Source organism: Tenacibaculum haliotis, from assembly GCF_025215075.1.
Lineage (GTDB): Bacteria > Bacteroidota > Bacteroidia > Flavobacteriales > Flavobacteriaceae > Polaribacter > Polaribacter haliotis_B.
In genome coordinates this window covers 1-17,393 of record NZ_JAOBTH010000026.1, presented here as the reverse complement: position 1 = coordinate 17,393, position 17,393 = coordinate 1, and the positions used below count along the sequence as shown (strand labels likewise).

The following is a 17,393-nucleotide window of genomic DNA, read 5'->3' as shown; positions in this document are numbered from 1 at the left end:
AAATTCAATTATCATATTTTGTATTTCTGAGTTGTTATTTTTTTATGATGAATTGAAAAATTAATTAAACACTACTTTTCGTACTTATTACTTATTATTCTACTTCTTTACTTTTATCCATTCTCCTTTTGTTCTAGCTATATAATCATTATCATACATCGCTTCTACCTGCACTCCTGGCAAATAATAGGTTCCTAAATACGAGGCATTTAATAACACTCTAAACGTTTTACTCTCATACTTTTTTAGTGTAAAATAGTTACTAATACTAGCATCCCGGATATCCGTAAAATCTACTTGAGATGATGTTGTGTTGTTTCCGAAGTCAGTAAAACGAGTATTTATAATTTCCCATCCTGAAGGAATAAACTGTGTCAACGCTACATTCTCTACAGCATCGTTTGTACTATTTTTTACAGTAACTTCTGCTACAAAATTGGTTCCTTGCGATAAATTACTTGGCGTTATACGATTGCCATCTTTTGTTTTGTAAATAATTGTTGTTTCTAAATTATTTTGAAATACTTTTTCTTCTCCGACAGGTAAAATTCCTTTGTTAAAAACACGTACATAAAGTACTCCGCTATTTTTATTCGTTACTTTAAAAGTGTTTTCTTTGGTGATATCTTCAATATCTTCAGCATACAATGCTTTTGATATTTCAATATTTTTTGAGTTTTCATTTAAAGTATAACTCGCATTAATCCCTGTACTTCCACCATTTTGAAGCGCATATTTACTCATCGCTAATAAACTATAAGCAGTTGTTTGTGTGCTCATCCATTTATTGCTAGATAAACTTTGAGCGATTTCTTTTGCTAATTTAATAGCTTTTGTTTCCTCTTTTAATAATGTATAAGTAGCTAACGCCATGGCTTTATTACGAGTTTCAGATCCGAAATTAGAATAGCGTCTTTTGTTATAATCATTTGCCGTTAAACCTTCTAAAATTCCTTTTGCAATAGATTGTTTACCAATCAACGCATAGGCACTTGCCAATCGCATTTTTGCTTCGTTAGAAACTCCTTTTGTTTCTCGTAAACGATTCATCGAAGCAATATCTGCACTGCTTGCCAAACTTAATGTATACAACCTGTATGCTTGTGATAATGCATTATTATAATAGGTTGAATTATTTCGCCAATTACGTGCTTGTTGCTTTTGGTAACCTATCCATTTCGATTTAAAACCAATTGGTAAAGCGTACCCTTTTTTAGCGGCTTCAATCATAAAATGACCTGCATAAGATGTTCCCCAACTATTTGCATTTTCGTTTCCTTGCCAATAAGACAATCCGCCATTTGACACTTGAAAATCAGACAAACGCTGAATCGTAGCTTTTATATTTCTTTCTATATCTTGTTTTTTCTCTTCGGATAATTCAAAAATTTCTGCTAAATATAACTGCGGAAAAGCACTAGAGGTTGTTTGCTCTACACAACCGTGTGGATATTGAATTAAATATCCCATACGTTTGGTAAAATTCATTGGTGGCAATGTAGATAATTCGATACTTGCTGTATTAGTGCCTTTTGTACCAAAGGTGGTAAAATTAAGCTCCTTTGCCTCATTTGATTTTAATACCAAATCTTTTACCTCTGTGGTTACAGGATTCGGATTTAAAACATCTATTTCTACTTCGTAGGATGCTTTTTCGCGACCAGAAACGGCATCAATCTTTACTTTTCCAATTCCTTTAAAATCATTTACTTTTAAGGTAAAATACGCCATCTTTTCATCTGGTTCATTAAATGATAAAGTTTGAGTCTTATCGCCTACAATTGTAAATGATTCATTTGGTTGTACTGTAATTTTCACCTTTTTTACTGAAGGTAACATTGCAAAAACAGTTACTGGTAAAGTTACGGTTTCTTGTGGGGTAATTTTTCGTGGTAATGATGCTAAAATCATCACAGGTTTACGTACAAAAGCAGTTTTTTCGTCACTACCGTAGGCATCATTTTTAGCATCCGTTGCTACCACCATCGCTCGTACAGAACCGACATATTTAGGTATTCTTATTTGATGCTCTTTTGTAGCTCCTTTTGTTAAGCTAAACGGTCCTAAATAAGTTACCATTGGTTTAAAGCGATTGGCTTTTTTATTTTTACTTCCAGCTTCGGCTTCATCACCACCAATACTTAATATCTGATTTACTTTTCCGCCATAGGCGCCAATTACATCATCAAAAACATCCCAAGTTTTTACACCTAATGATTGACGCGCGTAAAAGGTATTCCAAGGATTTGGAGTTTTAAAACGTGTTAAATCTAACAATCCTTCATCAACCAAAGCAATTGTATAGGTCATTGCTTTTCCGTTTTTCTCTTTTACTTTAATATTAGCGATTGATTCAGGTCTTAACTCATCTGCTAAGTCAATTTCTGGCGCTAATTTCGTTGTAGGATCGTTTACCAACATTGGTATAGAACCGTACATACGAATTGGTAAATCGTTGGCCGTTTGACTGTGTTTTTGTAATAACGAGATATTTACAAACACATTGGGCGTATAATTTGCCAAAACTGGGAGTTTAAATTCCGTTTGTTTTGCAGTTGTTGCTACCCAAAAGTGATTTAATACTTCGGTTCCGTTTTCAATTGTAATTAAAGCTCTTGCTCCTTCAGAAGACGGAAACTTTACTGTAGCTGTTTCATTTACTTCATACGATTCTTTATCGGTAGTAAAAACCAACATCGTGGCATTGGTTTTATCTTGACTTCCTTTTTTCTTTCCGTACCAAGATGGCCAATCGAAATAAGCTATATTCGAAGTAATGTGTTTACTTTTCTTATCGGTTACTTTTATAAGGTAACGTCCCCAATCGTTTTCACTTATTTTTAAATCGAACGAACCTTTACCACTAACATTTGTTTTTACTTGTAGTGTTTTATACGTTTGATGATGACGTGTACCATCGTAATTAGAAAGCCCGTTATCCGCAGTACTCCACCACCAACGCCATGATAATTTATAAACCTTTACTTCTAAATCATTTGCAACTCCTACTCCGTTTTCAGTAACTGTTGCTACATTAAACGTATATTTTTCATCCGTAAATAAATAATTTTTAGATTGTTGTTCAGCTGCATTAAGTAAACCTACATAGGTTTTATAGGGAGATACTTTTTTAGAAAAAACATCCGTACTAAAATCACCACCATTTTCATAAACCTTGGTTATAAAACTCGCTTTTAACATTCCCGGAGCTTTTTTGTCTAACCTTGGTTTTACAGAAAAACTTGTTTTCCCTTCGCTATTTAAAGTTCCTTCTAATACCTTAAATTCTTCTGTACCAAACCTACGTGTAACATCATCAAAATTATAATTTTTGAATTTTGAAAATTCTGTTTTCGATTGCGTAAACTTACCGTTAATATCTAATTTTAAATTTCTAGCAATTGCTCCATGTAACCATTTTACATCCACATCTCCTTCAATTGGTGTATCAGCTTTTATAAAATCTGCTTCGGTTTTAAGTTTTATTTTTAAACGATTTGGTTTTATGGTTTCTATTTTAAGTGTTTTATTAAAAACTGCTCCACCAACACTTACTCTTAACTTCCAATTTCCGGTAATACCATCTTGGTTTGTTTTTGGCGCATAAGCATACACATTATTTAGGTTTTTAAAAAGTACTTTTCTTTCTATTATTTTTCCCTGCGGATTTAATAACTCAAATTTAATAGGATGATTTTCCGGTATCGGATTCGCATTATCATTCAACACAAAAGTCAAAAATAATTGATCTCCTGGACGCCAAACACCACGTTCACCGTAAATATATCCTTTAATTCCTTTTTGTAATTTTGTTCCAGAAACATCAAACTTACTCATAGAAAGTGCGTTTCCGTCATTCAATTTAATGTAAGTGGTGTTTTTATCTTTGGTAACTACAGCAAAAAAAGCATTTTTAATTCCATCGAAATTAACAATTCCGTCTTTATCAGTTTTTACATTTACAATAGGTTGTTGTTGTAAATTATATAGCGTTACGTTAGCATCAGAAACCGGTTCGGTTGTTAATAAATTAGTTACCGCAATAAAAGTTGTTTTGTTATTACCTTTTTTTACGATTGCTCCTAAATTAGTAGCTAAAATATTAGTACCCTTATTTTTATTGTAATAATATGAATTTGAACACGGATTATCTCTTTCATTCCAACGATAGCTATAATAATAGTCATTATTATAATAATTAGGATTGTCGTATTGTTTAGTGTCTATTTCTTTTTTACCATAAACTATTGTACTATTATTAATAGTTTCATCGCACGAATAATTAGAATATTTTTGATTGAAAGAAAAATCAACTCGATACATAGCTCCGTCTTCAATCGTTAAGACTTCAGTCAAATCTATCCCAAAAGCGTTTTCTTTCGTTAAATCCACTCCCTGATTCGTAAGATTTACCGTGTATTTAGCTTCAGGACGTCCAACATAACGTAAATTACCTTGGTTACCTAAATTATTATTTTGTAAAAACTGTAATACATTTTCTTTATAAATTTTAAATACCGTTACATCAACAGCTTTTAAATTAACTGCATTAAAATTAATTTTAAGATTTTTTGAATTTGGCAATATTGTTCCACTTTTTATAAATTTTACCGAAGGCTTTAATTGCTGAAAATGTAATGTTTTACCAAACGATTCTTTTAAAGCATAGTTTTCTGCATTTTTTATTCCTTTAAATATTTCGATATTTACCTTATCCTTAAAAGATGACTGCGGATAAATAGTTACTATATTATTGGTGATTTTATAGGTGAATTTTCTTTTTTGAGTATTTGCAAACTGAATTAATCCCTTTAAATCTTGTGATTTTTTTATGGGATCTGAAAAACTAATTTCAATATGTTGCTTATCAGTATTCGTAACTTCTACATTTAAAACCTTAAAATTATTTTTTCCTGTAATTGTTAATTCACGGGCACCTTTTGAAGTAGATTTTATAGCATCACCATTCCAAGATACTTTTAAATTTTCATCATCAACAAATCGTTGTAAACTATCTATTTTAAAATATACTTTAGAGGCTAACTTCTCGAAGGTTTGAAACTTTACTTTTGTTTTACTCCCTTTATAATTTATCTTTACTATTTCAGCTAATTTTTCTTTTTCAAGAACATCACTTGCTGTTAAAACTCCCTCTACAAAATACCATTCTTTATTATATACTTTTGGTGATTGTAAAGCAACATTAAACAGCAACTCTTTTGTTTTTACTTCAATTGTAAAATCTTTTAAAGCAGCATCAATATCATCGTATAATTTTGATAAATGAAGTGTTATTTTGTATTCTTTATAACTTACTAATTTTTCATTCGGCACAAAAGAAATCACATTATTATTTAATGTTACCGTTCCTTTAACATTAGGAACCATCGTAATTATATCATTAGTAATATTAGCTGTAATTTTCTTTTTTAAGATAAAATCGAGTTTTGGCGTAACCGAAATCAATTTTTCAGGAAAAACAGTAACATATTCGCTATATGCGTTTACATTTCTTTCTGTTTCTATAGTATTTTTACAAGCATTTCCAATAAATACCAATAAAACTAAAGCAATAAGTTTTATATTTTTTTTCATAGCAAAATATTTTTTTTTGAAGTCCTTCAAAGTTAACATTTTTATATATTTTTCTTACTTTTTTAGTAATCAAATATCTAAAAAAGAGAAGAGTACTTATTTTAAGTAAAAAAAAGAGCACTATTACTTTCTTAAATGTAATAATCCTTAGTTTTGCAAACGAAAAAATGAATTTAGAATATGTTAGGATTACAATTCGAGACTAAAACCTCCTGGGCAGATATTGCTAAAGATAACTTACAGCAAATATTAACAGATCATGCTTTTTTAGAACAAAAAGCGGCTTCAAATGCTGTTTCTATAATTATAAATTATTCTGAAGAAACCGAACTTGTACAAAGTATGAGTGAAATTGCTATTGAAGAAATGGAACATTTTAAAATGGTACATGATTTTATGGTAAAACGCGGAATGGTTTTAGGAAGAGAACAAAAAAACGACTATGCGATTCAACTACAAAAATTCTTTACCAAAACAAAAGACAGAACCAACGCACTTGTGCAACGCTTATTAATTGCCGCTTTAATTGAAGCAAGAAGCTGTGAGCGTTTTAAAGTTTTTTCTGAAAATATGGAAGATGAAGAATTGTCTAAATTTTATAATGATTTAATGATTTCTGAAGCCAATCATTATACCGTTTTTTTAGGTTTTGCTCGTAAATACCAAGACAGAAAGATTGTTGATGAAAAATGGGAAGCTTTAGTTGCTTTTGAAGCCGAAATGATGAGGAACCGAGGAAATAGCCCTAAAATACACGGATAATGTTTAGCAAAGAAGAATCAGCACAATTACGTAAAGAGTTTTGGACAAGCTTTGGGAAATCATTCCCAAGAAAATGGTTATTATATAACACTAAAATAAAAGGATTTGCTTTTAAATTTCAGGCAGACCGTAAAAAAGCTTCTGTTTGTTTAGATTTTGAACATTTAGATGAAGTTGCTAATGAATTACTATACGATCAACTATTGTCGTTAAAAACTATTTTAGAAACCGAATATTTACCAGAAGTAATTTATCATGATAATTTTGAATTAGATAATCGAAAAATTATCCGCCGCATATATGTCCCTTTTGATAAAAAATTTAGTATTCATAACAAAGATACATGGAGAGATTGTTTTGAGTTTTATGTAGAAAATATGGCGCAATTTGAATTATTTTTTTACGAATACGAAGATTTTATAAGACAAGCTATTTAACTCAGGAAAAACACCCTTTTTATTAATAATCAAGTATTTAACTTTTTTACTCTAGTTATTTAGAGTACTTTTGAAAAGTTATCAGTAACCCCCTAACCCCCCCAACAAATGAGTAACCACCCCCTAAGGTTATTAATAGTGTTATGTGCACTAGTTTTAACATCATGTTCTTCAAACAATGAATTAGATTTAGCTCAAGAAAATACAGAAACACCCACCACTTTTACAGAAAAAGGAATAGAATCTGAGATTTTAAGTCGTATAAATGACTATAGGGCTTCCAATGGCTATTCCACATTAAACAAACTGCAAGTAATTAAATCGCAAACATATAATCACACTAATTATATGATTGATAAAGACAAGGTTTCTCATGATCTTTTCTTCCAACGTAAAGAGTTTTTAAATAAAAATGCCAATGCTAAAGGTGTAGGTGAAAATGTTGCTTACGCATATTCTTCAGCAGCATCTGTTGTAAATGCATGGATAAATAGTGAAGGACACAGAAAAAACATAGAAGGTGATTATACCCACTTTGAAGTGACTGCCGAAAAAGATAGTAATGGAAAATGGTATTTTACAAATATTTTTATGAAAAAATAATTCATCAAAGTAACATCTTACAACAATATATATATTGTTTATTTAAACAAAAATGACTGACTTTTTATGTATCACAAGTGATACATAAAAAGTCAGTCATTTTACTATATATTACAGGCAGACTACATAATTAATAGTCTTGATAATTTATATTAACTACTCTTCTTCTGGTGGTGGATGACCAAAAATATCTTCATATATTTCATCAAAATTAGAACGTAAATGAGAATTTAATTTTTTTCTATAGTCATCTTGTAACCAATCAATAAAATTATGAGTACTCTTGCAAATACATTTAGAATATCTATGAATTCTATCATCTATTTCTCCGCCTAATTTCTTTGCTAAAATTAAAGCATCAAAAACATCTTCACTATTCTCTACACAAATTTTTGCGTGATGTATTATTGATTTTTCTAATACTTTTTTAGATGATTGTCCTGCTTGAATTGTGTCAATATAAATTTTCTTTACATCAAAATATAAATCTTCTGAATTTGAGAACTCTTTTTTAATATCAGCAGGTAACTCATACTTAAACTCATTTTCTATATCTTCATCAGATAATAAATTATCTAAATAAAAATTAGGCGCTCTAAACATTTTATGCCAATCTAAATCAGCTCCCCAAGGTCCGAAACGATGAAAATTATTTCCTAAATCAATTACATTAAAATCATTTTTTCCTTTAAAAATACGAGACCCTCTACCAATCATTTGATAATAAAGTGTTAATGATTTAGTAGCTCTATTTAAAATTATCGATTTTACTGATGGTTCATCAAATCCGGTTGTTAAAATACTTACCGAAGTAATAATTGCATTTGGTGTTGCATGAAACCATTTTAATATAAAATCACGTTCTTTCTTTGTATTCGTATTATCTAAATGCGCGATAGGATATCCTGCCTTTTTAAAAGTATCGTATACGTGAAGTGATGTATTAATTCCGTTATTAAAGATTAACGTTTTTGTACCTTTAGCACGTTCTTCATAAGCTTGTAAAAGCTTCGATAACATGTCGGTATTTGTATATAAATCTTCCGAAGACTTTACGGTATAATCACCGTTTGCGCCTATTTCTAATGATGTTAAACCAACATTATATGAAAATACATTCGCTCTTGCTAAATATTCATTCTGAATTAAAGTACCAATACTTTCACCAGCAATTAAATCATCATAATTGTCTTTCATTGGTAGTTTAATATTCGAACTTAAAGGCGTTGCTGTAACACCTAGTACGAATGACTTGTCGAAAAACTTAAATAATTTTGTGAAAGAATTATAATGGGCTTCATCAATAATAACCAAACCTACATCAGAAATATCTAACATATCGTCATTTAAACGATTGTTTAATGTTTCAACCATTGCTACAAAACAACCATAATTATCTTGATCATCTAAATCGGCCTTACTATCAATAATTTTATTATCTACACCAAACTCTCCAAGCATTTTTGCTGTTTGCTTGCATAATTCAATACGGTGTGTCATTATCAACACCTTTTTATTATAATGTTTTATAAACTGGCGAGTAATTTCTGAGAAAATTACAGTTTTACCTCCACCTGTTGGTAATTGATATAATAAATGATAATTTTCAGGAGCATTTTCAAAACTTTTAAAAATTTTAAAAAGCGCTTCTTTTTGGTAATCGTATAAATTTTTCCCTTTCGTTTCTTGTGTTGTTGTGATGTCGTCGCTCAATTTTATACTTTTTTGTAATAAGCAAAAATACGATGTATTTAAGTAAATTCCTTTAAAAACCGTGACTTTTTTAGAATTTCCTTAAATCAATTTGAGCAATATCATAATGAGAAGCATGTGCTACAACGGCTCCTTTTTTAACAACCAATAACTGAGGAGATTGATGTAAAACTTGAAATATATACCCTAATTCATCAGACACTTCTCGGTATGATAATAAATCGAGGTAGTATATTTTAAAATCTTTTAAATCCTCATCAAAACTATTTGCAAAACGCTTAATTACCATACTACTTATACCACATCTAGTAGAATGCTTAAATACTGCAACGGCTTCGTTTTCTGATTGTTTTTTAATTTCTTCTAATTGCGCTGTAGATGTTAAAGGAATCCATTTTATAAATGATTCTTCTTGTACTTCCTTTTCATTCTTCCCTCCAAATATTGTGCTAAATACTCCCATTTATATATATTTTTCAAAATTTGTCGATCTAAACAACTAAACCTTACAACAAGTCAAAAAGTCAGCTTAAATAATAAAAATAAGACTTTTTGTCTTCTTTACTATAGCGTTTATTATTGGTATTACTTTTGACTTTAGCTAATTGGAAAAGATAAATAACCTACAAATTATGAATTTAAACAATTATACAATAAAATCACAAGAAACCATACAAAAAGCGCAACAGCTAGCACAAAGTAATGGTAATCAACAAATAGAAAATGAACATATTTTTAAAGCTTTATTTGTTGTTGATGAAAATGTACTACCTTTTATATTAAAGAAACTAAGCATAAATATTAGTGTTCTTCAACAAATATTAGACAAGCAATTAGAAAGTTTTTCTAAAGTTACAGGAGCAGAATTAATGCTTTCTCGTGAGGCGAATAAAACTTTAAATGAGGCAAATATTATCGCTAAAAAAATGAACGATGAATATGTTTCTATCGAGCATTTAATTTTAGCAATCTTTAAATCGAAAAGTCAGATTTCTCAAGTATTAAAAGATCAAGGGGTTACCGAAAAAGGATTAAAAACCACTATTGATGAGTTACGAAAAGGAGAAAGAGTTACATCGCAAAGCGCGGAAGAAACTTACAATTCTTTAAATAAATACGCCAATAACTTAAATAAATTGGCGCAAGACGGAAAACTAGACCCTGTAATTGGTCGGGATGAAGAAATTCGTAGATTATTACAAATTTTATCAAGACGAACAAAAAACAACCCTATTTTAGTAGGTGAACCTGGAACAGGAAAAACCGCTATTGCGGAAGGTTTAGCACATCGGATTATTAGAGGTGATGTTCCCGAAAATTTAAAAGATAAAGTAATTTATTCGCTAGATATGGGAGCTTTAATTGCAGGTGCAAAATTTAAAGGTGAGTTTGAAGAACGCTTAAAATCTGTAGTAAAAGAGGTAACTACATCCGAAGGTGATATTGTTTTATTTATTGATGAAATTCACACCTTAGTTGGTGCTGGTGGCGGGCAAGGTGCTATGGATGCTGCTAATATTTTAAAACCTGCTTTGGCTCGTGGTGAATTACGTGCCATTGGAGCAACTACTTTAGATGAATATCAAAAATACTTTGAAAAAGACAAAGCATTAGAACGTCGTTTTCAGAAAGTTATGGTTGATGAGCCAGATACCGAAAGCGCTATTTCTATTTTACGTGGAATTAAAGACAAGTACGAAACGCATCATAAAGTGCGCATTAAAGATGAAGCTATTATTGGTGCGGTAGAATTATCGCAACGTTATATTACCAATCGGTTTTTACCAGATAAAGCGATTGATTTAATGGATGAAGCTGCTGCAAAACTACGAATGGAAATCAATTCTAAACCAGAAGAATTAGATGTTTTAGATCGTAAAATAATGCAGTTAGAAATTGAAATTGAAGCAATTAAACGAGAAAATGACGAGATTAAACTAAAATCACTCAATGCAGATGTTGCTAATTTTAAGGAAGAACGCAACGAGATAAATGCCAAATGGCAATCAGAAAAAGCCGTTGTAGATGCAATTCAGCAATTAAAAACTGATATTGAAAACTATAAAATTGAAGCTGACAAAGCTGAACGTAATGGAGACTATGGTAAAGTGGCAGAATTGCGTTATGGTAAAATAAAAGAAGCGCAAGAGGAACTTGAAAAACAACAAGAAATTTTAGCCAATCAAAGTGAAAACGCGTTAATTAAAGAAGAAGTTACTTACGATGATATTGCTGAAGTTGTTGCAAAATGGACAGGTGTTCCTGTTACAAAAATGATTCAGTCTGAGCGCGAAAAACTATTAAAATTAGAAGCTGAATTACACAAACGAGTAGTTGGACAAGAAGAAGCTATTGAAGCTGTTGCAGATGCCGTTCGTCGCTCTAGAGCTGGATTACAAAATCCGAATAAACCAATAGGTAGTTTCTTGTTTTTAGGAACCACCGGAGTTGGTAAAACAGAACTCGCAAAAGCTTTAGCTAGCTATTTATTTGATGATGAAAACGCTATGACCAGAATAGACATGAGTGAATATCAAGAACGTCATTCGGTTAGTAGATTAGTGGGCGCACCTCCTGGTTATGTTGGCTATGATGAAGGCGGACAACTAACAGAAGCTGTTCGTAGAAAACCATATTCTGTTGTTTTATTAGATGAAATTGAAAAAGCACATCCTGATACTTTTAACACGCTTTTACAAGTTTTAGATGAAGGAAGACTTACAGATAATAAAGGACGTGTAGCAGATTTTAAAAACACTATTATAATTATGACTTCTAATATGGGAAGCCATATTATTCAAGAGAAGTTTGAGAATTTTAAAGGTGATATCGAAACCACAATGGAACTAGCAAAAACAGAAGTTTTAGGTTTATTAAAACAAACTGTTCGACCAGAATTTATCAATAGAATTGATGATATTACCTTGTTCACTCCATTGTCACAAGACGATATTAAGCAGATTGTAAAAATTCAGTTGAATAATGTTAAAAAAATGATAGCTGAACAAAACATCACTTTTGATGCTACCGATGAAGCAATTGCTTATTTAGCTATTAAAGGATATCAGCCTGAGTTTGGTGCAAGACCAGTGAAACGTGTAATTCAAAAAGAAGTATTAAATCAATTGTCTAAAGAAATTTTAGCAGGAACGGTAACTACAGACAGCATTATTTTGTTAGATGCTTTTGATAAAAAACTAGTTTTCAGAAATCAATCTGATTTAATAGAAAATTAGAAGTTAGTTTTTATAGTTGATTAAAAGCGATGTTTGAAAAAAGCATCGCTTTTTGTTTTTTAAGTATATTCGCTACTTAAAATCATCATCATGAAAAAGTATCTTTTAGTATTAGTCCTTGTTTTTAGTTCATTAATTTCTTGTAATCAGGAAGAAACCAATACAACTTATTACTTAATTCGTCATGCAGAAAAAGATAGAACAGACAAAGCTAACAGAAATCCTGATTTGAATAATACAGGTCAAGAACGTGCTAAAAAATGGGCTAATTATTTTAAAGACATCAAACTAGATGCTGTGTACTCAACAAACTATAACAGAACTATGCAAACAGCAAAACCAACGGCTGAAAGCAAAAAAATAGAGATAAAAAAATACGACCCAAGAAACATGTATGACACTATTTTTCAGAAAGAAACAAAAGGAAAAACGGTTTTAATTGTTGGTCATAGCAATACTACACCACAGTTTGTAAATAAAATTTTAAAAGAAAAAAAATACGAGGATATAAACGATAATGACAACGCTTCTTTATTTATTGTTTCTATTAGCAAAAATAAAAACACAACTGAAAGGCTAAAAATTGATTAATTCTTAGCCTCTTTCTTTTAATTCAACTCTTTAATTTCAATATTATTTAACACAATTTCAGAAATATTTTTTAACTTATCATCTTCATATAATTTATCAATTGTATAAAAATCAATATTTTTATCTAAGGGCTTATAATTATTATAATCCACAAATCTAATTCCGTTTACAAAATTTTCTTTTTTCATATCTCTAAAACGAACACCACCACCGTTTGTATGGTATTTATAAGCTAGGTAAGTTAATTTAAAATCCTCTTTAGCGAACCAATAAATAAATACATCATCAAAATCGGTCCCGCCACCTTCTTCAGAAAAAGTTACTTGAACTTTATAGTACGTTTTCCCTTTTATAATTACAGGTTCTAACATTTTTTTACGAGCTGCAGGATCATTTAAGCCGTAAGGTAAAACAGCAAAATAATGCACCGAATTTACAGAGTCTCCAAAACCTTTTTTGTCTTTTTCTGATAATTGAATTAAACTATCATTTACATAACGCTTAACCCCTTCGTTCGACAAAACATCTTTTATAATTACCGAATCTTTTTTTGAAATTTTCTGAAACTCATAATTACCATTATTCCTTTTTGCTATATAATTATTCTTTCTAAACGAAAAAGATAAATTCGAATTTTCAACAACTTGTAAGTTCGATTTATTTATCGAATTATCTATCACTTTTTGCGCATCAATCCCATTATCAATAGGCTTACATGATACTACAAAGAACAACAATACTATTAAATATCTCATAAAAAGTTATTAAATAAAATTCATTTTAAAAACTCAAAATTACAAGAAATTATTTTATATAATATTTAAAATTGTGTTAATTAACAAGTCAATAAAAAATGCAAAATTCTTATCATTTTTAACCAAATACACATTATTACCTACCAAAAATAAAAAAATAATATCATTGCATAATAAATTAACTAAGGGTACTATTCAAATAGTTATATTTGCTATTGAGATATGCAGAAAAAAATTAACATACAGAATAAGAAAGCTCGTTTTGAATACGAGATTATTGATAAATATACTGCGGGTATTCAGCTTACCGGTACCGAAATAAAATCGATAAGGCTTAGTAAGGCACGTATAACCGAAAGCTTTTGTGAATTTAATGAGCAAGGAGAGCTTTTTATCATTAATATGTATATTGAAGAATATGCCTTTGGAAACCACTACAATCATAAAACCACAAGTGAACGCCGTTTACTATTAAATAAACAAGAATTAAAAAAACTAGAAAGAGAAGTTGAAGCTAAAGGGAGTACAATTGTACCTCTTAAACTCTTTATTAATAATGATGGTTGGGCTAAATTAGACATTGCTTTAGCAAAAGGTAAAAAAACACATGACAAACGTCAAACAATGAAAGACAGAGACAATAAGAGAGATTTAGCTAGAATTAAAAAAGATTTTAATTAAATGAATACTCTAAAAGTATTTTTTAATATTGTTGATTGGAAAAGAATTCTATATTTTTCTTTTGTAATTTTTTTAGCTAAATATTGTTTTTTATATGGATTTGGTTTTGAGACAACTTTATCTTTCCTAGACATAACCTTATTTACAACTTCATGTATGTTTTTTTACATATCTATTTATGTATTAAACTATTATTTTCTTAATAAAAATAAAAAAACAGCTAGATCTTTACCTAGTTTAAAAATTAGTTCTTACATACTTCTTCTTGCAGGACTTTTATTAGGTATTTATTTATCTTTCAAAATACATAGACCTTATTTTTCATTACTATTTCTCTTCTCCTCTATTTCTGCATACATTTACTCAAAATATTCTATACAGAAATCTTTTTTAAGTCTTTTATTTAAATCCTTCCTATTACCATTTACAATATTATCAGTTTGGTGGATTGATTCTCCTGTTAACCTAACAACAACACAATGGAATCTTTTTTTTAGGCTTCAATTTATTGCTATGATTTATATATTATTATCTTTTTTAAGCACCTTAACTGAGGAAATAATAATAAGCATCACCAATATAAATGAGGATAATTTTAAAAAAAACAAAACGCTACCTATTCTTTTGGGAAGAAAAAGAGCAAAAAACGTTACACTAACTATGATGGTTTTTTCTGCTTTTTTAATCTTATTTTTAGCTTTTAGTTTCTTTAAAATAGAATATCTTTTTATAACTATATTAACTTCTACCTTAATACCTCAAATATATATTATATACCTTTCAATTAAAACTTCAACAGATAAAGAGTATAAAAAATTACTTAAAACAATGAAAATATTTCATGTTTTCGGAATTATAGGTATTCTATCAATCACTTATTATTTTAAATATGTTGTCCAGTAAATTAGTCGATTATTCCATAATTTTAGCTTCAAATTCACCACGAAGACAAGAATTAATAAAAGATTTAAATGTACCTTTTATAATCAAAACAAAAGAAGTAGCAGAAATATATCCAGGACATTTAAGAAAATCAGAAATAACAGATTTTCTTTCCGATTTAAAATCGAAGCCTTTTGAAAATGAATTAACTGGTAAAGAATTATTAATAACTTCGGATACCATTGTTTGGGCTAACAACAAAGCGCTCGGAAAACCAAAAGACTATAATGAAGCTTTTAAAATGCTTACTGAATTATCTAACAACACCCACGAAGTAATTACATCGATATGTATTTCAAACAAAAACTTCAAAAAAATAATTAACGATACTACCAAAGTTACCTTTAAAAATTTATCATCCGAAGAAATAGCGTATTACATAAATACTTATAAACCATTTGATAAAGCTGGTGCTTATGGTATTCAGGAATGGATAGGTAAAATAGCTATTACTAAAATAGAAGGAAGTTATTTTAATGTTATGGGCTTTCCTGTTCATAAACTTTATAAAGAATTATCAAATTTGTAACGCTGCTTTTTTTATAAAAGATTATTTTTGACGCGTACAACACACAACATACACTAATGAAAAAATATACTTATACCGAAAAAAAAGATACCAGATCTGGGTTTGGTGATGGTTTAACTGAATTAGGGAAAACAAATCCTAATGTAGTTGCTTTATGCGCAGATTTAACAGGATCTTTAAAAATGGGAGATTTTAAAAACAATCATCCCGAACGTTTCTTTCAAATAGGAATTGCTGAAGCAAATATGATTGGTATTGCTGCTGGCTTAACCATTGGAGGTAAAATTCCGTTTACAGGAACTTTTGCAAACTTTTCTACAGGTCGTGTGTACGATCAAATTCGTCAATCAGTTGCCTATTCTGATAAAAATGTAAAAATATGTGCTTCACATGCTGGGTTAACTTTAGGTGAAGATGGTGCTACACATCAAATATTAGAAGATATTGGACTGATGAAAATGCTACCAGGTATGACTGTAATAAACACTTGTGACTATAGCCAAACTAAAGCAGCAACACTAGCTATTGCTGATTATGATGGCCCTGTATATTTACGTTTTGGTAGACCTAAAGTACCCGTTTTTATGACTGATGAGCCTTTTGAAATAGGAAAAGGTTTAAAATTAACTGAAGGAAACGATGTAACAATTGTAGCAACAGGACATTTAGTTTGGGAAGCTTTACAAGCTGCTGAACAATTAGAAGCTAAAGGTATTTCGGCAGAAGTAATAAACATTCACACAATTAAACCTTTAGATGAAGCTATTATCTTAAAATCTGTCGCAAAAACAGGTTGTATTGTAACTGCGGAAGAACATAATAAATACGGTGGATTAGGTGAAAGCGTGGCGCGTTGTTTAACAACCAACACTCCTACTCCACAAGAGTTTGTTGCTGTAAACGATAGTTTCGGTGAGTCTGCTACTCCAGCTGAATTAATGGAGAAATACGGATTAAACGATGCCGCTATAATTAAAGCGGTAAAAAAAGTAATTTCTAGAAAATAAACTATTTTCTATCTAAAATATTAAAGCATCATTTTTAAAGAAATGATGCTTTTTTTTAAACTACTTAAAATTTAACTACACAAAAATAATTTATAAAAAAATCCCGAAGCTACAAGCGAGGGCACTGAAAAAGCAACTCTTTTTGAAATTTAACTTTAAAAGCGATTAAGAAATGTTACATTTCTCTTAATCGCTTTTTGTTTGCTGTACTTTTTTTGATAAAGTCTTATGTTATATAAAAATTGGGTAAAACAAACCGTTTTTTAACTGCTATTTTAGGCAACTCTGACTTTCTTACTAGCTTAATTTGATTATTCTTTTAAGGTTAACCGCAAAAATTGTCATCGCTCCCTGGATTTCCATATTTGTGATACCATATGATGTAGCTCTTGCAAAACCATGCGCATTTTTTAACTCTCCGTTTTTTGCTTCAATCTTGTAACGGTGCTTCGCTTTTTCTTTAAAATAGTCGGTTTCTTGAAAAGCCATTTGTTCTTTATGAATAGTTGATTTTATGCTTACCGAATAAGTTTTTGATTTAG

Annotated in this window: 14 protein-coding genes; 9 read left to right on the top strand and 5 right to left on the bottom strand. The window is 30.0% G+C overall.

Annotated elements, in window-relative coordinates; translation table 11 throughout:
* Positions 1-99: 99 nt before the first annotated feature.
* A complete protein-coding gene (locus tag N2251_RS06205; RefSeq protein WP_260585862.1) occupies positions 100-5,595 on the bottom strand; it encodes an alpha-2-macroglobulin family protein in 5,496 nt (1,831 codons plus the stop codon).
* Between the two features lie 180 nt (positions 5,596-5,775).
* On the opposite strand from N2251_RS06205, the gene N2251_RS06200 reads away from it, so the two are divergent.
* From N2251_RS06200 to N2251_RS06190, 3 genes are all read left to right on the top strand, one after another.
* Positions 5,776-6,357: a MiaE family protein gene (locus N2251_RS06200; protein WP_260585861.1), complete on the top strand. Its 582-nt coding sequence runs from the start codon at positions 5,776-5,778 to the stop codon at positions 6,355-6,357.
* Entirely contained in the window at positions 6,357-6,794 is a 438-nt protein-coding gene (locus N2251_RS06195) for a DUF4268 domain-containing protein (protein ID WP_260585860.1), read from the top strand. Before N2251_RS06200 ends, N2251_RS06195 begins: the two co-directional genes overlap by 1 nt.
* A gap of 108 nt (positions 6,795-6,902) precedes the next feature.
* On the top strand, positions 6,903-7,397 hold the full coding sequence (locus tag N2251_RS06190) for a CAP domain-containing protein (protein ID WP_260585858.1): 495 nt from the start codon (positions 6,903-6,905) through the stop codon (positions 7,395-7,397).
* Between the two features lie 156 nt (positions 7,398-7,553).
* On the opposite strand, the gene N2251_RS06185 is transcribed toward N2251_RS06190, so the two are convergent.
* On the bottom strand, positions 7,554-9,110 hold the full coding sequence (locus N2251_RS06185; RefSeq protein ID WP_260585856.1) for a DEAD/DEAH box helicase: 1,557 nt from the start codon (positions 9,108-9,110) through the stop codon (positions 7,554-7,556).
* Positions 9,111-9,180: 70 nt separating this feature from the next.
* Entirely contained in the window at positions 9,181-9,573 is a 393-nt protein-coding gene (gene ytxJ / locus N2251_RS06180; protein WP_260585855.1) for a bacillithiol system redox-active protein YtxJ, read from the bottom strand.
* A 169-nt stretch (positions 9,574-9,742) separates the two neighbouring features.
* Here ytxJ and clpB point away from each other — a divergent pair, with 169 nt between their 5' ends.
* Both clpB and N2251_RS06170 read left to right on the top strand, forming a co-directional pair.
* Positions 9,743-12,346 (top strand): ATP-dependent chaperone ClpB, encoded by a 2,604-nt coding sequence (clpB, locus tag N2251_RS06175; protein WP_260585854.1) that lies wholly within the window; start codon positions 9,743-9,745, stop codon positions 12,344-12,346.
* Positions 12,347-12,436: 90 nt separating this feature from the next.
* The gene (locus N2251_RS06170; RefSeq protein ID WP_260585853.1) at positions 12,437-12,937 is read left to right on the top strand and encodes a SixA phosphatase family protein; all 501 of its coding nucleotides are present in this window, start codon (positions 12,437-12,439) and stop codon (positions 12,935-12,937) included.
* Positions 12,938-12,954: 17 nt separating this feature from the next.
* Here the strand turns inward: N2251_RS06170 and N2251_RS06165 are convergent, their stop codons facing one another.
* The gene (locus N2251_RS06165; protein ID WP_260585852.1) at positions 12,955-13,692 is read right to left on the bottom strand and encodes a DUF6503 family protein; all 738 of its coding nucleotides are present in this window, start codon (positions 13,690-13,692) and stop codon (positions 12,955-12,957) included.
* A gap of 222 nt (positions 13,693-13,914) precedes the next feature.
* Here N2251_RS06165 and smpB point away from each other — a divergent pair, with 222 nt between their 5' ends.
* The 4 genes from smpB to N2251_RS06145 all read left to right on the top strand — a co-directional run bounded on the left by smpB (position 13,915) and on the right by N2251_RS06145 (position 16,851).
* Positions 13,915-14,373 (top strand): SsrA-binding protein SmpB, encoded by a 459-nt coding sequence (gene smpB, locus N2251_RS06160; RefSeq protein ID WP_260585851.1) that lies wholly within the window; start codon positions 13,915-13,917, stop codon positions 14,371-14,373.
* Between the two features lie 513 nt (positions 14,374-14,886).
* Positions 14,887-15,276, top strand: a complete 390-nt coding sequence (locus N2251_RS06155) for a UbiA prenyltransferase family protein (protein ID WP_260585850.1) — start codon at positions 14,887-14,889, stop codon at positions 15,274-15,276.
* On the top strand, positions 15,263-15,844 hold the full coding sequence (locus tag N2251_RS06150; protein ID WP_260585849.1) for a Maf family nucleotide pyrophosphatase: 582 nt from the start codon (positions 15,263-15,265) through the stop codon (positions 15,842-15,844). The genes N2251_RS06155 and N2251_RS06150 overlap by 14 nt, the downstream gene beginning before the upstream one ends.
* 56 nt (positions 15,845-15,900) lie before the next feature.
* Complete coding sequence (locus tag N2251_RS06145) at positions 15,901-16,851, top strand: transketolase family protein (RefSeq protein WP_260585847.1); 951 nt, start codon at positions 15,901-15,903, stop codon at positions 16,849-16,851.
* 297 nt (positions 16,852-17,148) lie between these two features.
* On the opposite strand, the gene N2251_RS06140 is transcribed toward N2251_RS06145, so the two are convergent.
* Positions 17,149-17,393: transposase (locus N2251_RS06140; RefSeq protein ID WP_260585846.1), on the bottom strand; the 245-nt coding region annotated here is incomplete at its 5' end.